Raw genomic sequence first — 18,460 nt, 5'->3', positions numbered from 1 at the left:
GATACGCCGAAAGATAGCGTGTGAGCGTGGAATCGCATTGCCCCGGTCGTCTGGATCCCCGGATTGGTGGTTATGCGGCCATTGAATGTGCATCCCGGCGTACGTCTCCACGTTGCCAAGGATACTTATTGTTTCGGTGGGCTATGCAATGCGTTTGGACTTCCGGATAACCTTTGCTGGATGGCTAATGCCGGAACATACCGGTATATCCGATGATCTTGATCTGTTATTGACTGCGTTGCAGCCGACCCATGACAAGCGTCTTATAACAATATCGTCGTATGGTGCCGGAGAGGCTGCAATCTCCTTGGCGGCTCATGGTGCAGGCGAGGTCCTTGCATATGACATCGAGGATGCAAGAACACTCTATCAATTGATCTCCTTCAAGCTGGCTGCGGCAAGCAGGCTTGGGAGCGACGATTATTTGGCCCTGATGGGCCTCAGGTCAGTAGGGACGAGGGAAAGAGTCAATCTCTTTGATCAAGCGTTGGAGTGCCTCGCATCGGAAGATTGGAAGGTGTGGAGCAATCGCCGGCACTGGGCGAAGAAGGGACTCTTCTTCGCAAACAGGCAGACTTTCTTTCTTCAGCTGTTGTGGGGAGTTGTACTTTTACTAACTTCAGCGAATACGCGCACCAAGATCATTCGTAGTTCTGATCCTGGCGAGCGGTCCAAACTCTTTCGACGCTACGTTGCAAGGCCCTGGCTTGTCTGGCTCTTCGATCTGGTGGGCTCGCGCGTGAACCTGTTCTACCCGGAAGCTGAGTGGAGGAATTCAGAGTACCCGAGGATACACAATCGAAATCCGTTTCCATATTTTGAACATCTGGTCACCGCAGGGATAACAAAGAACCCGCTGTTCGCTCACTACTTCCAGGGTGACGCGGCTATTCCTGAAGAGATGATCCCTCCTCACATGCGAAGAATCGGATACTCCGGGTTCAAGAACATAGGTGATCGAATCAAGGTAGTGCCGTCAGCGCCAAATCAGGTGCCGAGCTTATTCGGTGACCAGTCCTGTCACGGTGTGTACCTGTCGAACATTATTGATTACTTGAATCGGCGGAGTCGCGAATTTCTGTGCAGAGAGGTTGCCAGAGTGTTGCGACCCGGATCTCCTGTATTGATCTATTCCAGCGAGTCCTTCGACAAAGTGCCCGGAGGCTGTGGTCTTGAGTTGGACGCCTGTGCGAGCGCTCAGTTGAAGGCGATGGATAGGGTTCGTGTGTACGCCCTGGTCCGCCTGTATCGTGCTAGGGGTTGAGGGGGCAAGGCTACGGAGTTGTTCTCGAACACGCTCTGATTGCTCGCTGAGACAATGCTTGGACGAGCGCCACGGTAGTTCGTGAGTCGTCATGTGCCAGCCCGTTTCACTTCACCGATGAAGGAAAGCTTGGCAGCTTGTCTATGTCGGCGGGTTCGTGCTGAATGATGATCTTCGCTTTGAGATTCGCAGCCGCCTTTAGAATCCGATCCATTGATGCAAGTGTGGCAGCGCGGTCTGCGTTGTAGGGCGGGATTCCATTGTGACTGACCTGTTCGGTGAAGTGCCACAGATCCCCCGAGAGAATGACCGTGCCGAACTCCTTCAGACGGATCAGCAGGGAGTGATGACCGGGTGTGTGTCCGGGCGTGGCCAGCATCACTACCGTACCATCGCCAAATACGTCCTTGTCTGCGACTACTCGGTCAACCTTCGCGGTGTTCGTCAGCCAGGGCCCGATATCGTCGCGCTGGCCATATTGCGCGCCACGGACCAGAAGTTCGAAATCCGGCTCGCCGATGAGCAGGCGTGCTCCCGGGAAGAGGGAGGCTTGACCAGTGTGATCCCAGTGGAAGTGGCTAATGCCGACGAACGTGACACTCTCGGGGGCGACCGCGATGCGAGCGAGTTGCTGCACGAGCGTCTCGACCCGGGCGCCGTCGGCCTTCGCCTTTAACTCAGAGGGTCGAAAACCCGTATCCCACAACATGTACTCGGCGTTATGCCGGATTAGATAGCAGCTATCGGTGAGCGTCTTTGTCTGGCCTGGATAGGCGAACGAGTCGGACGCAACGTTGAGGGGAAAGTCTACGAACTCGCCACAGTCTAGTCTCCAGAGTTCAACCTCAGCGGAAGCGGGCGTGTCGGCCGCACCTTTACCTAGCAATAGCAGCCCGAGAACTACAGTCAGTGCGGCTAGGCGTCGGCGCGTACGGAAGTGTTGCCGCAACGCAGTGTTTTCTTGTTGACAAGGCATCCATCAACTCGGATGTACTCTGCGACGTTGGCGCCAAGAAGCACTGAACGTCGCGCTCGTGAGGGCAAACGACAAGATTGCTGCTCAGGAGCTCCGCAGCTGCCATTCCTGTGTGTTGAGAATGGCAGTGCTTGATTACTCTAGGAGAGCAGACCGTGCTACCAAACGCCCTGACCCCTCGCGACGCTTAAACCAGGATTCGAATAAGGAGATTTTCCATAGAGTTCCGCGCTTGAAGAGCTCTAGATCTGTGCTCGAATTCGCGCGTCGGAATTCAGCAGGCGCTGCCTCGCGCGTGTTTCCCCGGTGGCTCAAGCTTGCCAGCAGGAGCCGCGCACCAAGGCGATGCGCATCTTCGACAGTTTATGGACCACGCAGGCACCTGCGTTCACGGCAAGTGGTGGTGATGTGACCGGACCAATCAACATCGGTACCGCCCCCGTTGAGTTCAGCATGCTGCAGCTGGCTCGTACCGCTATAAACATCACCGAGTCGGGCCCTATCGAGCGTTGATCGATGCCATCAGATGACTCTATCGTTTGTTCGTCTGCAGCGGCGCAATTCTCGAGCGAATGGTCGCGTACTGTGACAAGCTGCACGGTGATGAGCAGGCGGTTAAAGATCCGTTCCCAAGCCATCTTCCGCTTACAAAGTCCTGCTTGGATCGTGGAGCGCCCGAGTTGCCAATGATTTGCAGCAGGAAGATTGACTATCCGGACCTTACAGGACGCGCCAAATCACTACGAAAATAGGGCGCGATTCTCATCGAATTCCCCAGCGAGGGTTAGCGTCATGCGGCTGCTTGTTCTTCTGGTTTGGTGCGGGATTCTGATCAATGTGCCTGTTAATGCTCATGTGGTGAATGCAGACACTACCCAACCGCTTGATTGGCACAGTCCGCAAATAGATCGTGTCGTCTCGATTGGATACCCACAAGGAATGACGGAGGAGATTGAAGGTAAGCACTGCATGTCTGGTTCGATGCTCAACATTGACGTGCTAGATGACTACGCCTACGACATCGACGAGTCGGTGCTAGTGGAGGTGGAGTTTGATCTAGAAAGAAGTAGTACGGGCGTGGAAGTTCTGTACGACAGGAGCGTGGATAGTCCGGGGATGCAGAGAATAGAGCTCCCTGTAGGCGATGAGCGTTGGTACCGGAAAACATTCACCTTAGACCGGGCGCGGTTTGCAGGCGGTCCTATGGGCACTGTGGCCTTGCATTACACCGATTTTTCCATCGGAGCGATTCCACGTGGACGTGATGGCGTGTCGAAGGTGACGGTCTGTAGCATTGAGTTGAAACGCAGTTACGAAACTATCCAGCCGCAAGCCTATGGCTCGTTGTTGCTGAGAGTTTTGGATGAAGATAATAGGCCCACGCCAGCGCGAGTAGGTATCTACGATGCCACTGGACGCATGCCTCTCCCGACGGAGCAGGCCGTAACGCTCAAGTTTGGCTCTAAACTTTCGCGTACCATCGCTCTTCGACAAGGCAGTGTTTCTTGGCCAGCGAAGAATCTTCAGGTTTTCTATATTGACGGAAGCTATCGTGCGAAGCTGCCGATAGGTGTCTATAACATTATCGCGGCTCGCGGATTAGAGTATCGAATCTCAAGTCGCTCGATTGTAATCGAGGCCAACAAGGATACGACGGTCGCCATGAATCTGCAGCGTTGGGCGAACATGACGGCGAAAGGATGGTACTCGGGTGATACCCATATGCACTATCCGCGCAACGATACGCGGGACGACGTAAATGTCAGATTGCTGATGCAGGGCGAAGATCTGCACGTGGCGAATCTTTTGCAAGCCGGGAGCAGTGGCGCCGTTTACGGCAAGCAAGATCGATGGGGTGAGCAGCGGCGATATGGGGACTGGCCTTATACGCTAGTGTCGGGTCAAGAGGATCCACGTACTTTGCATCTAGGCCACACAGTCGGGCTTGATCTCAAAGAGCCGGTGCACAGTGACCCAGAGCATTACTATCTATACGACCGGACGTTCGAGAATGTTCGTCGCCAGGGAGGGGTCATCGGGTACGCTCACGCCGCCGGCTCACGAATGCACGCGCCGAAGGGACTGTCGCTGGATGTCCCTTACGGTCTCGTTGATCTGGTAGAAGTGTTGCAGGCAGGGACCCTCGGCACCGAACGATGGTTCGACTTCCTAAATCTCGGATACAAACTGACGCCATCGGCGGGTTCTGATGCTCCCTACTTTGACCATTATCCTGGATCAGTGCGCAACTACGTGTATGTTGGCGGCAATAGTTCCGTGCATAGGTGGTTTGAAGGTTTGAAGGCCGGTCGGACTTTTGTGACAAACGGCCCGATGTTGCAATTCACGGTGAACGGCAAACCCATGGGAGCCGAGGTGAAGGTCAATGCTGGAGACGTGTTATCAATTGACGCAGTGGCAACGATAAATCCTGATGTTGATCGGATCCACAAGCTGGAGCTAATCGAGCAGGGTCGTGTAGTGGAGCAGACCGTTTCCGAGGAGGGCGCTGAGAGGCTCCAACTGAGCCATGACATGAAAGCGGTGCAAGGAACTTGGTTTGTGCTGAAGGCGGCGGGGGGCAGAGGGCGGTCTCAATTGAAGGGGGATGCGTTTGGTGGCGCGGACGTCTCGGCTGTGAGCGCTCCTATTTACATTTCTGTGGCCAGTGGAGGGAGCTTTTGCAAGTTGGCGGCGGTCCCCGAAATCGTTGCAGATATGAAGCAACAACTTAGAGCAATAGTCGAAGCGGACGTCGTCAATGGTTTTGAATTGGAGCCGTGGGACACGCGAGAGCCGCGAAAGAAGTACTGGACCAGCCAAAGGGCTCTCCTGCAGGAGCGCATCAACGGTGCTACTAAGGCATATGACGCCATTTTGAGCGATGCGAAGCATCGGCGATGCCGTTTACATGGGATGGAATAATGAGAGACGTGCCGATCCGGCCAGGAAGCCGTGATCGTACGGTGGGACGTTCCCACGCCATTTTCACCGGTAGAGTAAATCCAGTGCCTAGTAGCGTTCTGGCCGGTCGTCGACACGACCAATGTAATTATCTCCAAAACAATCGAGAGGCTACTGCTGTGGAATCGTGTAGTTCACCGGTTTCCACGAATACTGTCCGTGTTTGAATCGGACGTGACCGATGCCGGGAAACGAGAGATGCGCCCCAGCTACCCAATGGTCGTGGTCCGCCGCTAGGTGCAACATCCGCTTGCGCTGAGCGGTAGCCGCATTCGGGTCAGCATCAAAGGGACTTGAAAGCGTGGGATCTGAAAACTGCATCGCGCCCATGAGCACGAGATCGCCCAGCACAATAAGCGTCTGTCCTTTGCTTTCGATCACAAAGGAAGTATGGCCAGGGGTATGTCCAGGCGTAGCGAGCGCACGGATGCCCGGCACGAGCGCCATATCCTGGTCGAAGCTCCTGAACCTACCGGCGACAATGTAAGGCTCGAACAAGTTGCTTCGAAATGGATGCCAGAACTTGTCTTCGCGTGCCTTATCCGAGTTGAGATAGGCATCCATTTCAGCCTTTGATGTGCGGAGGACGGCGTTTGGAAATGCACGCTGGTTCCCAAGCGTCAGGCCCCCAATGTGATCGGGACCTACATGCGTGATATAGACTTCGTCGATTTGTTCGGGTTGATAACCTGCAGCGCGCAGATTTGCGACTAAACGACCTGCCCCGTGAAATAACGGCGAGTCGTCCAATTTGCCGCCCGTGCCGGTATCGATCAAAACCAACTTGCTACCGGTATTGATCAGAAACGCGTTATAGGACATGCCAACGGGATCCTTGAGCCCTGTGGCGGAAAGGGTTGCTTGGATCACCTCCGGTGTCGCGCTGGGCAACACCTGCGCTGTCGGGTAGGCCACGACTCCGTCGTTCAATGCTGTGACTTCGAAATCGCCGAACATCATCCGATAGAAGCCCGGTGCCTGGGTCTTCACCAGAGGTGCCGCGGCGTGCGCTGATGTCGGGCCGAAAGTCGCGGCCACGAAGGCCATTGCTGTTGCTCGCACAGTCAACTTCGGTCTCCTCTCACGTCTTGCAGTCAATCTTTGCCTCACTCGGCGGTACCCTCGGGCGGTAGCCGACGACACCATGCGTTTCCTGGTGTGCAGCAGTACGACCTTGCGTGATCCCCAGGTGGACCCTCAGCAACGCGATCAAGCTGCCTTCCTCGAGTACTCGAAGGTAAAAACCTGCTGATGCTCTGGTCTCGGGTTAGGTTAAAGGAGCAGGATCGCCAGTGCTGGCTTAGATGGGCTTAGATGGTCGTGGTCAGTTCCTTCTTCCTCGGCGAATTGCACCTTCAGGTTGTCTAGTGCAACGGTGACGTCATCTAGGATGATCTTTCCTGCTCTCGCGAAATCAGCGAAAGCGAGAAGCTCGTTATCACCGTATGGCTGGTGACTGATCGCCTTTTCCAGCGTGATCAACAGGCCATAGACCGCGAAGATATTTTGTAGTTGCTCATCCAGAATCTTGCGGGCCTTGAGAGTCAGCACGGTTTGTGAAGCCAATGAAGGGGGCGTGTCGGTGCTCATACTTCTACGTACTTGTCGGATTCGCCCATGACAGAGCGGGCCATTTCTTTGTTCGTTGGTATTTGACTCTTCGTCAGCTCCAAATTGGTGACAACATCGTTTAGCAACCGTGCAGCGACAATAGCTACATCGGAATGCATCACGGAATCATCGTCATCCGCGTACTTGAGTACGTCTGCGAGGCAGCGGAGCATCCCATGGACTTGCATTAGCTCTGTTCTGGCGTGCTCCAGTTCCTTGGCTATTTTTCTGAGCGCAAGGAAGAAGGCGTCATTAACTTCGATGCCCGGTGGGTCAGGGGCATCGGCAGGCCGATCAGGGGGCGGCGGCTCAGTCATCATCGAACCTTGCTTGTTCGTTTGTGGCTCGGGGCGTGCGGTTGGCGCGATAATCCACATTGATTGTTCGCGATCGACTTTTGCGATGACATGCTTGCACCTCAATGTATTGTCGGCGTGGGCAACGACATGGTCGCTGGATGAAGGCCATCGAGGACGGTTCGAATTCCCTCTTCCAAGTCACGCAACGATTTGACAACTTCGTTAGTGTCGTCCGCTGGCTCGATGCCACTACTCTTGAGTACGTAGATCGTCGCGAGCGCGAGGTTTCGAGCGCGATCGAGCACCAGTCGTTGCGCTTCACAGCCAACTGCAATCTCCATGGCGCGGGTCTGTGGATCGATGTCGTGTGAAACAATACCGAGTGGAGACAATGCGGTATGTACTTGGTCCAGCAGTTGTCGCACGACGTCGTCCAGCAGATGCTGGGCCACATCCACGCAAGTGCCGAGATGAGGTTCGTCGTGCTCGTACTGTTTGCAAACATGCAATGCTTGCGATGCAGCGTGAGCGAGGTTGCTGAGCCTTGCTGTGCGCGCTCTGCAGCTCTCGATGTGTACCGACACCCGCAGCGGCTCGAATGTGCGGCCTCGGCCGTCTCTGCAGGATTGTTTCTCGCTTCCCATGGCCCATCACCTCGATCCTTCACTGAAGTGGTGGGTAGAGCCACTGCACGGTGCTGAGGGTGTCGTGCAGCCCTGCCATAGGTAAGTGTGAAGGTGGATTGCGGCGCGGGCGCCCCGACGGAAGCCCCCGGTTACATTGCAGGTGGCCATGTCTCAACCTCACGCGGTTGGGCTTTGGTCAGGCATCCGGCCGGTGTTTTCAACACCCGTCCGAATGCCGCCAGAGAGGGTCTGATGTCTAGCTTAAACTAGTCTATCTTTAGGATGGTAGTGTTACAAGTAGCCTAGCTTTAAGTTGCCGGCCTATGACACGCCGGCCCAAAACAGAGGAAGCGAGCAGGCCGCTCAAAGAGCGCATCGGGGAAGCAATCCGAGAGCATCGCAAAGCCAAGCAGTTCACGCAGGAAGGCTTTGCTGACCACATAGAGATGCATCGCGCGTACTACGGGGAAATCGAACGTGGTACGAAAGATTTCCAGCTCTCAACATTCGAGCGAGTGTGCGCCGGGCTTGAGACCCAAATGTGGGTGATCGTCAAGGACGCTGAATCGATGTCCTAGTGAAGCGGCGGGTGGGGGAAGCGGAGACTGCACCGGCTAGGCGCGCGACTCCAGCAGCAACTTGTCACTCACGACTCCGTCAGCGGTGTACACCAACTTTTTCGTTTATCTCATTATTGAGCCCGAGACTTGACCACGTACCACCGTCGGCCTAAGTTTTGTCAGCGCGCGATCAGTCTCGCGCGTCCGAGTCAGTCGCCGAGCGAACTCCTGGTTCTCGGCGCCCCCGCCCTGAATTCGTGCGAACCTTCGACGCACTAATCCAATGAGAAGCTGAAGCTGGAAGTGAGCCCTCCCAGCGGTCGCTGTAGCCCTTGGCTCCCAGAGCCTATCGACGATTCGTACGTCAGCGCTCCCCAATTCGCTTGCGGAGTGACCCGCCATCAGCCGCGGCCAGCAACCATTCCTCTCAATGCCATCACCAGGGCTCACTATGTCTACGTCTTCGACTATCGATCCTTCATCTGCGCCGCCGGCGAGGATGCCTCGTGGTCAGGCTGCAGTATCTGAGCTGGCGACGCCCCGCCTGCTGCGCTTGCCGCAAGTCATCGAGATCACCGGATTGGGGCGGGACACTATCTATCGTTACATTCGCGACGGCAGCTTCCCGCGTCAGCGACGTATCAGTGCGCGCGCGAGTGCATGGCGCGAGGATGAAATCAGGCAGTGGGTCGAGTCACGCCCTGTTGTCGGGAGGGCTGAATCGAAGGGATCGCGTGTCTAACGCCCCACAGGGTCGGTCATGGTTTCGGGCGCTTGGTCGGCGGGACGGTCGAAACACCAGCCTTCAGCGCATCGAGATAGTCGGCCCACGCCTGCATCATCTCGCGACGCAAAGGCAGGTGCGCAGCGCCATTGTACGAGGCGCGCACTTTGTCCCGTGGCATGTGTGCAAGCTGCAGTTCGATCGCATCTTTGTTCCATTGCTGCTCGTTGAGGAGGGTACTGGCTGTACCTCGAAAACCATGCGAGCAATGCTGCTGCTGGGTGAAGCCCATCGCGCGCAGAGCCACGTTTAACGTGTTTTCACTGAGCGGGCGGGCAGCGTTGCGGGTGCCTGGGAACACGTAGCCTCGGCCATCTGCACCAGTGAGCGGCTGGATCTCTCGGAGCACAGCGATCGCCTGCGATGACAGCGGGACGATGTGATCCTCGCCGCCCATCTTCATCCTCGCGGCTGGTATGCGCCACATTGGTTCTTTGCCGTCGAGCTGAAATTCTGGCCACTCGGCACGCCGCAACTCACCAGGTCGCACGAATGTAAGCGCGATCAGCTGGAGCGCGCACTTCACGACGAGGCCGCCCTGGTAACTATCGATCGCACGCATTAGGGCGCCGAGCTGTGTCGGATCGGTGATTGCCGCGCGGTGGCGGATATCAATGGATGGCAACTGCTCTCGCGGCTCGATGTGCGCTGCCGGGCTGGCCGCGATGAGGCCGCGACCTATCGCCCACTTGAAGACCTTTTTCAGAATCTGCAGCACGCGGCGTGCCGTATCGTAGGCCCCGCGCTTCGCCATCCGATCAACGCAAGCCAGGATGTCGGCGGATGTCACGTCGCGTAGAGCTTTGGCGCCGAGCCATGGAAAAACGTTGTCCTCAAGCCGCTGCAGGACGCGGTGTGCATGGTGGGCGCTCCACTGTGGTTTGAACTTCTCGTGCCAAGCGATGGTGACGGTTTTCAGAGTGTTCGCCTTGGCATCGATGAGAGCAGCTGTCTTCGCCTTGCGATGCGCTGACGGGTCCACACCCTTTGCGACGAGCTTGCGAACCTCCGCGCTTCTGTCGCGGGCCTCTGCCAGCGTGATGGCGTCGTAGACTCCGAGGCTCAGCAGTTGCTCGCGCCCGGCGAAGCGATAACGTTGCCGCCACCACTTCGAGCCGTTGGGATTCACGATGAGGAACAGGCCGTCCGTGTCGTAGAGCTTGAACGGCTTCGCTCGCGGCTTGCTGCTGCGGATCTTTATGTCCGTAAGCCTGGGCATGGGGTAACTCCCGCACACTCTCGATGGGAGATCGAGTTACCCCATGAAGTTATCCCTAACCATGGTAAGCTGTCCACGGATGTCAGCGGCTGAGTTCGGCCTGACTTTTTCGGGTTTTTTAGCGATTTCTGACGCGTTCTGCGACGGTGGCGGATGTCGTCGGATGCACGAGTGGTGGAAAGGGAGGGACTCGAACCCTCGACCCCGGCATTATGAGTGCCGTGCTCTAACCGGCTGAGCTACCTTTCCAAGCCGTTTGCCAACAGTCGGGGCCGCGAGAAAGGCGGGCCCGGGGAAGGCGGGGGCGGCGATTCTCCTGGCGGCCGTCCGGGGTGTCAAGGTCGGAGCGGCGGGATCCGGGTTCGAGATCCGAAAATGCCGGGTTTGCCGGATAAGTGGCTGGGAACCGGCCGGATGAGCGCCGACGCAGGCGCGTAGAACTACGCCGTTCCGACGGCTTTTCCGCAAGTTCGGTTTGGTAGAGTCCCGCCCGGTATACAGGGGTGGAGTCATGACCAGCAGCCAGCGATTCTCCGTTCAGGGCAAAGTCGTCTTGATCACCGGTGCTTCCAGCGGCTTCGGCGCGCACTTCGCGCGTGTGCTGGCGGCCGAGGGGGCGAAAGTAGGGTTGGCGGCGCGACGGGTGGAGGCGCTGGAGTCGATTGCCAAGGACATCCGCGAGGCTGGCGGTAGAGCCGCGACGGTGAAGCTCGATGTGACGGAAGCTGCGTCGGTGCGGCAGGCCGTGCAAGCAGTCGCGCAAGAATTCGGACGCATCGACGTGCTGGTCAACAACTCCGGCGTGTCGATCGGCAAGCCGCTGCTGGAGCAAACCGCCGAAGATTTCGATGCGGTCATCGATGTGAATCTGAGAGGAGCCTTTCTCGTCGCCACCGAGGTCGCACGTCGCATGAAAATGGACGGCAAGGGCGGCAGCATCGTCAACATCGAATCGATCTTGAGCTTCCGGCAGGCGGGGCAGATCGCGCCGTACGCAGCATCCAAGGCAGGGCTCACGCAGCTGACGAGGTCGATGGCGCTCGAGTTGGCGCGTTACAAGATTCGAGTGAACGGCATCGCGCCGGGTTATTTCGCGACGGACATCAACAGAGATTTCTTCGACAGCGAAGGTGGCGCGCAGATGATCAAGCGCATGCCGTCGCGTCGGCTCGGAGAACTGCACGAATTGGAAGGGCCGCTGCTACTGCTGGCTTCGGATGCGTCGAGCTACATGAGCGGTGCGACCATCGTCGTCGACGGTGGGCATCTCAGCAGCGCTCTCTAGCAGTCCAGCCGGAAGACCTACCCCCTGGCCCCCTCCCGTGCACGGGAGGGGGAACTAAATTCAAAAAATTTTTCCTCCGGAACGCAGAAACCGAGTCGCCATCACAATTCGCCACATTGTTTCCGCACCTCGCCACAGCGCGCATCGGATTGCGTCCGCATCCAGGTCTTGAATAGCTCCCACGGGCAAACGTCACCCGCCTCCCGCAAGGGGAGCAACGACGGCCGGTTCGATGGAGGAGCGCGACTATGTTCAAGAAAGCTTTGATTACGGCGGTGGCCCTGGCGGTGAGTGGCGGCGTGGCTCACGCAGGCGAAAAGAACAAGTTCACGAAAGAAGAGGGCGTCGGCATGTTCAGCGGCGCGGCGGCGGGCGCCATCGTGGGTGGCCCGGTCGGCGCGGCGGTGGGCTTCATGTTCGGCGGCATTCTCGGTGACAGCGTCGGCACGGCGTCGCGGGCGCAGCTGCATGCCAAGCAGGTGGAAGAGCAGTCCAAGAAGCTCGAGCAGGAGCTGATCGACACGCGCATCGCGCTGGCCAAGGCCAGTGAGCGTACGGGTGGCGATGAAATGCTCGACGCACTGGCTCAGCGTCTGCATGCGGATGTGATGTTCCGTACCAACGACGCGACCATGGAAACCGAGGTGGTCGGCAAGCTCGAGGATCTCGGCAAGTTGCTGGCGCTGCATGGTGAGCTCGAAGTGCAGTTGCATGGCTTCGCCGATCCGCGCGGCTCGTCCGAGAAGAATCTCGAGCTTTCGCTGGAACGTGCGAACGCGGTGCGTGAGGCGCTGATTCGTGGTGGCGCCGCGCCGGAGCAGATTCAGTTGTCAGCGCACGGCTCGGATCTGACCACGGCGCCCAAAGGAGACCTGGAGGCTTACGCGTGGGAGCGTCGGGTGAGTCTGTCGATCCGCCCCACTGCCACCTCCGCGGTGGCCCGTAACGAGTGAGCCTGCGAGCAAGTCGCGTAAGTCATGACGCGCAGCGGCCGGTGTGTCCTCCGCCGGCCGCTTTTTCTTCACCGCTTTTGACCTAGCCAGCGCGCCGCTCACCTTCTACAGTCGAGTTCCTTGAATGTGCCTAGCGAGCATCGTGATGTCTGAAATCACCAGTGCCTTGATCGTGGACTTCGGAGCGACCGCGCCCGAGACCACGCATTCCAAGCCGCCCCCGGAGCGTTTGCTCGCGGGCAATCCCGAGCAGGTGGCGCGCAATTATTTCAGCGATAAGACCGGCCGTTTCTTCGCCGGTGTCTGGGAGAGCACCCCAGGGAAGTGGCGCGTGAAATATTCGGAAAACGAGTTTTGTTACATCACTCGGGGCCGTGTGCGCATCGAGCACGAATCCGGTCGCGGCTGGACCTTTTCGGCCGGCGCTTCTTTTGTGATTCCGGCCGGCTTCAGCGGGGTGTGGGAGGTGTTGGAGCCCACCGCCAAGCTGTATGTGATTTACGAGCCGGCATAGTGCAGTAGACCCATTCTGTGCCCTAGATTGGGGCGCCCGCGCCATATGCGAGCAAAGCGAAGATCACGGGGCAAGGAGTACTTTGTATGCAAGACGCCGCGCCGTTGCTGAAGGTTCGGTCCTGCCGCTGCTGCCCCGAGCGAGCCTGAATGGCTTGGCATGCTTGCTGCATTATGACTTACGGGCGCGCCTGTCGCTTTTTTGCCGCAGATCCGCGTAATTCTGGCCAATTAAAGTAAACTTCAACCACATGCCGCGCTTGGCATGTGTCTTTCTCACCACAAAGGGGAGATCTATGCGTCAACTGAGGATTCTGGCTGCGGTTGGATTGATGGGCACAGCGGCGGCAGCGAACGCCGGTGTCAGTTCGACCTGGACGCTGGCGAGCGACTACGACTTCCGCGGCATCACGCAAACGGCCCAGGATCCCGCCATCCAAGGCAGCATCGACTTCTCCGCCGAGAGCGGCTGGTACATCGGCGCCTGGGGCAGCAACGTGGATTTCGGCGACGCCGACGTCGATCTGGAAGTGGACGTGTACACCGGTTTCTCCGGGCAGAGCGAAGGTGGGCTCGGTTACGACGTGGGCGTGGTGTACTACGCGTACCCCGACGACAACGATTTCGACTACATCGAAGCGTACGGCAGCATCAGCAAGGACTGGTTCAAGGGCAAGCTGTGGTACTCCAACGATTTCGGCGGCGACACCACCGACGGCGACACGCCAGGGTTTTATGCCGAAGCCAACGGCACGTTCCCGCTGCCACAAAACTTTTCCATCCTGGCTCACGTCGGCTATAGCTTCGGCGATTACTGGGAGGATGCGGACAGCGAGTACTACGACTACTCGGTTGGTGTCGGCTACACGTTGAACCAGTTCAACCTGGCGCTGAAGTGGGTGGATGGCAGCGATCTCGAAGCCGCCGATGGCACGCCGGATGACGTCTTCAGTTCCGAGTCGCGCGTGATCTTCACATTCGCTACCACCTTCCCGTGGAGCAACGATTGATCGACGGCTGACGCCGACGGATCGAGCATCGAAAGCCTCGCATCGAAAGATGCGAGGTTTTTTTTATTTGTTCGCCGACGCGCGCCCGGCCGCGACGGGCAATTGTTTGATCACGCTCGCGACGGCGTTCGTTTTGGACAGCAGCACCAGCTCTTGCGCGCGCTGCGCGGCGCTGGCCATCGCGGTGAACACCTGTTCCATCGGCGCCGGGCGCGCCAGCAAATAGCCTTGCAACGAAAGATGCTTGCAGCCGAGCAAACGTTCGAACTGCTCGGCGCGCTCCAACCCTTCGGCCGTCACTTGCAGGCCGAGGCCGTTGCACATCTCAACGATGGCGCGGACGATGGAGCGGGAGCGCGTGTTGGTGTCGATGCTCTCGATCAGGCTGCGGTCGAGTTTGACGCGGGTCAGCGGCAAACGTTCGAGCGACGATAGCGAGGAGTAGCCGGTGCCGAAGTCGTCCAGCGCAATGGCCAGGCCGAGCGCGCGTAAGCGATGCAGTTGCTCGATGGTGGCCGGGCCGGTCTGCAGCACCGACTCCGTCAATTCGATCTCAATGCAGCGGGCCGGCAGATCGTACTCGGCGAGCAGTTCTCGCACGCGGTCGACGAAACGATAGTCGAGTAACTGTCGCGGCGAGACGTTGACCGCGACACGAGCTTGCGGCCACGAGCCGTGATGCCACTGCGAAGCTGCACGAACTGCCGTACGCAAAACCCAATCGCTGATTTCGATGATGAGCCCGGACTGTTCGGCCACGCTCAGGAACTCGCCTGGCGGCACGTAACGGCCGTCGGGAGTACGCCAGCGGAGCAGGGCCTCGACCAGTTGCGTCTGCAGATCGTCGATGCCGACTTCGGGTTGGAAGAACAGCTCGAATTCATCGCGCTCGATGGCGCGACGCAGGTCCTGCTCGATGCGGAATTGGTTGGAGGCGCCTTTCAGCAGATCGGGCGTGAACACGCTCACGCGGCCGCGGCCCAGCGACTTGGTATGAAACAGCGCCGTGTCGGCGGCGATCAGCAAGGCTTCGGCATTCTGCTCGTGCTCGGGATAGATGCTGGCGCCGACGCTCACGCCGACGATCAGGTCGCGACCGTCGATGTCGAGCGGCGACTGAAAAGCGCGAATGATTTGTTCGCCGGCGGCGTGGACGTCGTCTGGCCCGCCGATGCCTTCATAGATGATCGTGAACTCGTCTCCGCCAAGACGCGCGGCAAAGCCTGCCGGCTGCGCTGCTGCTTGCAGTCGCTGCGCGATGGCTCGAAGAACGCGATCGCCGAAGGAGTGGCCGATGCTGTCGTTGATGTTCTTGAAGTTATCGACGTCCAGGAACAAGACGCCCACCCGTCGGCCGTCACGTGAGGCCCGATCGATGCTCGCATTCAACAGAGTGAACAGATGGCGGCGATTCGGCAGGCCCGTCAGCGGATCCACTTCTGCCAGCTCTTGCAGTTGCCGTGTTCGCTCGGCGACCTTCTCTTCGAGGTGATGATGTGCGTCGAGCGCGACTGCCTGGGCTCTGCTCAGGCGCTCGGCCATGTTGTTGAAGGCGACGGCGAGCGAGTCCAGTTCCTTGATGCCGCCGCGAGCGACGCGGGTATCGGGTTCGCCGGCCGCGATTTTTTCGGATGCCGCGATGAGCCGACGGACCGGAATAACGACGCTGCGAACGGTCGCGATCGAGATCCAGAGCAGCACGGCGAGCACGATGACGCTGATCCAGGCGACCAGTGTGCGATTCGAAGACGTCGGTTCGGCGGGCTCGGCGGCCGCGTTTGTTTCACTCAGCGATGGCGAAGCTAAAGGCTTCGTAACGAGCGAGTGTTCGCCGATGGGCGGCGCGCCGCCGTCAGCCTGCTGGGGTCGCGCCTCATGCGGTTCATTTGTAACGCCCGTTGCTGGCTCGGCCGGCGCGACGCTCTTCGGCATTCGTGCCAGAAGCCTGATGGTCTGTGTAACGAAGCCGTTGCCGATGCTCGTCAGCTGCTGGTGAGTTTCCACCAGGGCGGTGCGGACCTCGACCAGCCTGGCGAAATCCCGCTCCATGGCCGAGAACCATTCGTCGCTTTCGGCGCGCCGCAGGCTTCGTGCATTGTCGAGCAGCGATTTTGCGAACGCCGCTTCGGCCGTGGTCAACGATTGGAATATTTCTGGCTTGGTGCTCCAGGTGCGCACGGCGCCCGCGAAACTGTCGCGCAGACCGCTGAGGCTGGTGTTCAGCTGAACCAACGATTGGCGGGCCACTACGCGACCCCAAATCTTGAACGCGCCGTCGAGCGACGCGTTCACGCGGCCATCCATGTGCTCCAGCGTTTCCGAATATTCACGCAATAGCCGGCGGCGATCCTGCGAGAGATCGATCCACCGAGCAGCATCGCCCTTGTGTTGCCGAAGCGCCGCGGGCACGGACATATAAGTGTGCTGGCCGAACGCTTCGGTCTGGATCATGAAGCTCTCGGCCGCGCGGTCCAATTCGATGATCGATTGCCGGTAGCGCGCCTGCACTTCGATCGAGTCGGATTGCAGGGCGGAGTAAACAGCTTCGTCGAAGCGTTCGAGGGCGCGAGTCAGCTCGTCGGCCGACAAGGTTTTCGCGGGCGGGGCGGTTGTGGCCGGAGTGCCCGTAAGCGGAGTGGCTTTATCGACGGCGGGCAAGGACGCCGGCGGCGTCACCATCGTGATGTCCGCGACGAAGGACACACCGCGTTCGACGATGAAGTTCGCCGCGGCCGCCAGAGCCGCGACGCTCACGAATGCGACCGTCAGCCGCGTGGAAATGCTCCAAGGCGCTAGAACGCGCGAGAGCAATCCTGAACGAGCGCCCGCGGGTGAGCTCAGGGTGGGAAGTCTCGCCCGCACAGCGGTGAGCCACTGGCGCAAGGCGTCGATGGGGCGTGAATGACCCACAATTAGTCTGGAGGCAGCGCTGATTCCGTTAGCGGAGCGCTAGTCTGCGCAGCGCTGCCCCAATGGTCTATGAGGCATGTTCCAATTTGAGGGGATGCATCCCATCCCTGAGCGCGAGCGTAGGTTGCGACCTAAGCTATGGTCTTGAGCACTTCCCCTGTGCGCGTCACCAACTCATCGATCTGCGCCGGCGAAATGATCAGCGGCGGCGACAGTGCGATGGTGTCGCCCGTGATGCGAATCAACACGCCTTTTTCGAAGCACTTCACCAGCGCTTCATAGGCCCTCGCGCCGGGCGCGCCTGCGCGAGGCTGCAACTCGATGCCGGCAACGAGGCCGAGATTGCGAATATCGATCACGTTGGGGACTGAACGCAGCGAGTGAACCGCGTCCTCCCATGTCTTGGCGAGCTCGGCGCCGCGCGTCAGCAGGCCTTCGCGTTCATAGATTTCCTGAGTCGCGAGACCGGCGGCGCATGCGGCTGGATGGGCGGAGTAGGTATAGCCGTGGAAGAACTCGATGCCGTCCGGCCCTTTCATGAACGCATCGTAAATGTGCTTGCGTACGAATACCGCGCCCATCGGAATCGCGCCGTTGGTGAGCCCTTTGGCGGTCGTGACGATGTCGGGCATCACGTCGAAGTATTGCGCGCCGAAGGGAGTGCCCAGTCGGCCGAAGCCGGTGATCACCTCGTCGAAGATCAACAGAATGCCGTGCTTGTCGCAGATCTCGCGCAGCCTCTGTAAATAGCCCTTGGGCGGCAGGATGACGCCGGCCGAGCCGGCCATGGGCTCGACGATCACCGCGGCGACGGTCGATCCATCATGCAAGCCAACCAGTCGGTCCAGATCATCGGCCAGGTGCGCGCCCCACTCGGGCACGCCACGAGTGAACGCATTGTGTTCGAGGTCCAGCGTGTGACGCAGGTGATCGACGCCGGGGAGCATCGAGCCGAAGTACTTGCGATTGTTCGACAGGCCGCCGACCGAAATGCCGCCGAAGCCGACGCCGTGATAACCCTTCTCGCGGCCGATCAGTCGCTGCCGGGCCCCTTCGCCTTTCACGCGGTGATAGGCAATCGCGATCTTCAACGCGGTGTCCACGGACTCCGAGCCGGAGTTGGTGAAGAACACGTGATCCAGATCGCCCGGCGTCAGCTGCACCAGTCGGTTGGCGAGCTCGAAGCCCATCGGATGGCCCATCTGGAACGTAGGCGCATAGTCCAGGGTCGCCATTTGTTCGGCGACGGCCGCGACGATCTCTTTACGACCATGGCCCGCATTTACGCACCACAGGCCGGCGCAGCCATCCAGTACTTTGCGTCCGTCGGGCGTCCAGTAGTGCATGCCCTCGGCGCGAGCCAGCAGGCGCGGCTGGTCCTTGAATTGCCGGTTGGCGGTGAAGGGCATCCAGAAAGCTTCGAGAGCATCGCGCGTGAGAGTCATGGACGCCGCCTGAGTCGCTGGTGGAATGGGAGCGACCGGAT

The 18,460-nt window shown here is 59.1% G+C and carries 17 protein-coding genes and 1 tRNA gene; 8 read left to right on the top strand and 10 right to left on the bottom strand.

Annotation, left to right across the window (positions count from 1 at the left end; translation table 11 throughout):
• Positions 1–187 precede the first annotated feature (187 nt).
• Positions 188–1,264, top strand: a complete 1,077-nt coding sequence (locus VGD45_RS11685) for a DUF3419 family protein (protein WP_331155478.1) — start codon at positions 188–190, stop codon at positions 1,262–1,264.
• A 106-nt stretch (positions 1,265–1,370) separates the two neighbouring features.
• Here VGD45_RS11685 and VGD45_RS11680 read toward each other — a convergent pair whose 3' ends face one another.
• Both VGD45_RS11680 and VGD45_RS11675 read right to left on the bottom strand, forming a co-directional pair.
• On the bottom strand, positions 1,371–2,240 hold the full coding sequence (locus VGD45_RS11680; protein WP_331155477.1) for an N-acyl homoserine lactonase family protein: 870 nt from the start codon (positions 2,238–2,240) through the stop codon (positions 1,371–1,373).
• A gap of 311 nt (positions 2,241–2,551) precedes the next feature.
• Positions 2,552–2,878, bottom strand: coding sequence for a hypothetical protein (locus tag VGD45_RS11675; protein WP_331155476.1), 327 nt, complete (start codon positions 2,876–2,878; stop codon positions 2,552–2,554).
• 154 nt (positions 2,879–3,032) lie between these two features.
• On the opposite strand from VGD45_RS11675, the gene VGD45_RS11670 reads away from it, so the two are divergent.
• Entirely contained in the window at positions 3,033–5,165 is a 2,133-nt protein-coding gene (locus tag VGD45_RS11670) for a CehA/McbA family metallohydrolase (RefSeq protein ID WP_331155475.1), read from the top strand.
• 150 nt (positions 5,166–5,315) lie between these two features.
• Here the strand turns inward: VGD45_RS11670 and VGD45_RS11665 are convergent, their stop codons facing one another.
• From VGD45_RS11665 to VGD45_RS11650, 4 genes are all read right to left on the bottom strand, one after another.
• Positions 5,316–6,251, bottom strand: a complete 936-nt coding sequence (locus VGD45_RS11665) for an MBL fold metallo-hydrolase (protein WP_331155474.1) — start codon at positions 6,249–6,251, stop codon at positions 5,316–5,318.
• A gap of 225 nt (positions 6,252–6,476) precedes the next feature.
• Positions 6,477–6,794, bottom strand: coding sequence for a hypothetical protein (locus tag VGD45_RS11660; RefSeq protein ID WP_331155473.1), 318 nt, complete (start codon positions 6,792–6,794; stop codon positions 6,477–6,479).
• Complete coding sequence (locus VGD45_RS11655) at positions 6,791–7,192, bottom strand: hypothetical protein (RefSeq protein ID WP_331155472.1); 402 nt, start codon at positions 7,190–7,192, stop codon at positions 6,791–6,793. The genes VGD45_RS11660 and VGD45_RS11655 overlap by 4 nt, the downstream gene beginning before the upstream one ends.
• A 41-nt stretch (positions 7,193–7,233) precedes the next feature.
• Positions 7,234–7,758 carry a hypothetical protein gene (locus VGD45_RS11650; RefSeq protein WP_331155471.1) on the bottom strand — a complete coding sequence of 175 codons (525 nt, stop codon included), beginning with the start codon at positions 7,756–7,758 and terminating at the stop codon, positions 7,234–7,236.
• Positions 7,759–8,063: 305 nt separating this feature from the next.
• Here VGD45_RS11650 and VGD45_RS11645 point away from each other — a divergent pair, with 305 nt between their 5' ends.
• Both VGD45_RS11645 and VGD45_RS11640 read left to right on the top strand, forming a co-directional pair.
• Positions 8,064–8,318, top strand: coding sequence for a helix-turn-helix transcriptional regulator (locus VGD45_RS11645; protein WP_331155470.1), 255 nt, complete (start codon positions 8,064–8,066; stop codon positions 8,316–8,318).
• A gap of 412 nt (positions 8,319–8,730) precedes the next feature.
• Complete coding sequence (locus VGD45_RS11640) at positions 8,731–9,042, top strand: AlpA family transcriptional regulator (RefSeq protein ID WP_331155469.1); 312 nt, start codon at positions 8,731–8,733, stop codon at positions 9,040–9,042.
• 16 nt (positions 9,043–9,058) lie between these two features.
• Here VGD45_RS11640 and VGD45_RS11635 read toward each other — a convergent pair whose 3' ends face one another.
• Together VGD45_RS11635 and VGD45_RS11630 are read right to left on the bottom strand one after the other, a co-directional pair.
• Complete coding sequence (locus VGD45_RS11635) at positions 9,059–10,303, bottom strand: tyrosine-type recombinase/integrase (RefSeq protein ID WP_331155468.1); 1,245 nt, start codon at positions 10,301–10,303, stop codon at positions 9,059–9,061.
• 172 nt (positions 10,304–10,475) lie between these two features.
• A tRNA-Met gene (locus tag VGD45_RS11630) sits at positions 10,476–10,552 on the bottom strand.
• Between the two features lie 262 nt (positions 10,553–10,814).
• Between VGD45_RS11630 and VGD45_RS11625 the strand changes: the two genes are divergently transcribed.
• The 4 genes from VGD45_RS11625 (at position 10,815) to VGD45_RS11610 (ending at position 14,064) form a co-directional block, all read left to right on the top strand.
• Positions 10,815–11,588, top strand: a complete 774-nt coding sequence (locus VGD45_RS11625) for a glucose 1-dehydrogenase (protein ID WP_331155467.1) — start codon at positions 10,815–10,817, stop codon at positions 11,586–11,588.
• Positions 11,589–11,836: 248 nt separating this feature from the next.
• The gene (locus VGD45_RS11620; protein WP_331155466.1) at positions 11,837–12,541 is read left to right on the top strand and encodes an OmpA family protein; all 705 of its coding nucleotides are present in this window, start codon (positions 11,837–11,839) and stop codon (positions 12,539–12,541) included.
• A gap of 145 nt (positions 12,542–12,686) precedes the next feature.
• On the top strand, positions 12,687–13,055 hold the full coding sequence (locus tag VGD45_RS11615; protein WP_331155465.1) for a cupin domain-containing protein: 369 nt from the start codon (positions 12,687–12,689) through the stop codon (positions 13,053–13,055).
• Between the two features lie 295 nt (positions 13,056–13,350).
• A complete protein-coding gene (locus tag VGD45_RS11610) occupies positions 13,351–14,064 on the top strand; it encodes a TorF family putative porin (RefSeq protein WP_331155464.1) in 714 nt (237 codons plus the stop codon).
• A 63-nt stretch (positions 14,065–14,127) separates the two neighbouring features.
• Here VGD45_RS11610 and VGD45_RS11605 read toward each other — a convergent pair whose 3' ends face one another.
• Both VGD45_RS11605 and VGD45_RS11600 read right to left on the bottom strand, forming a co-directional pair.
• Complete coding sequence (locus VGD45_RS11605) at positions 14,128–16,818, bottom strand: putative bifunctional diguanylate cyclase/phosphodiesterase (protein WP_331155463.1); 2,691 nt, start codon at positions 16,816–16,818, stop codon at positions 14,128–14,130.
• Positions 16,819–17,105: 287 nt separating this feature from the next.
• A complete protein-coding gene (locus VGD45_RS11600; RefSeq protein WP_331155462.1) occupies positions 17,106–18,419 on the bottom strand; it encodes an aspartate aminotransferase family protein in 1,314 nt (437 codons plus the stop codon).
• Positions 18,420–18,460 lie beyond the last annotated feature (41 nt).

Origin of the sequence: Steroidobacter sp., assembly GCF_036402275.1 — a bacterium.
Lineage (GTDB): Bacteria > Pseudomonadota > Gammaproteobacteria > Steroidobacterales > Steroidobacteraceae > Steroidobacter.
The sequence above is the reverse complement of the archived record's forward strand: the minus strand, read 5'-3'. Positions and strand labels throughout refer to the sequence as shown.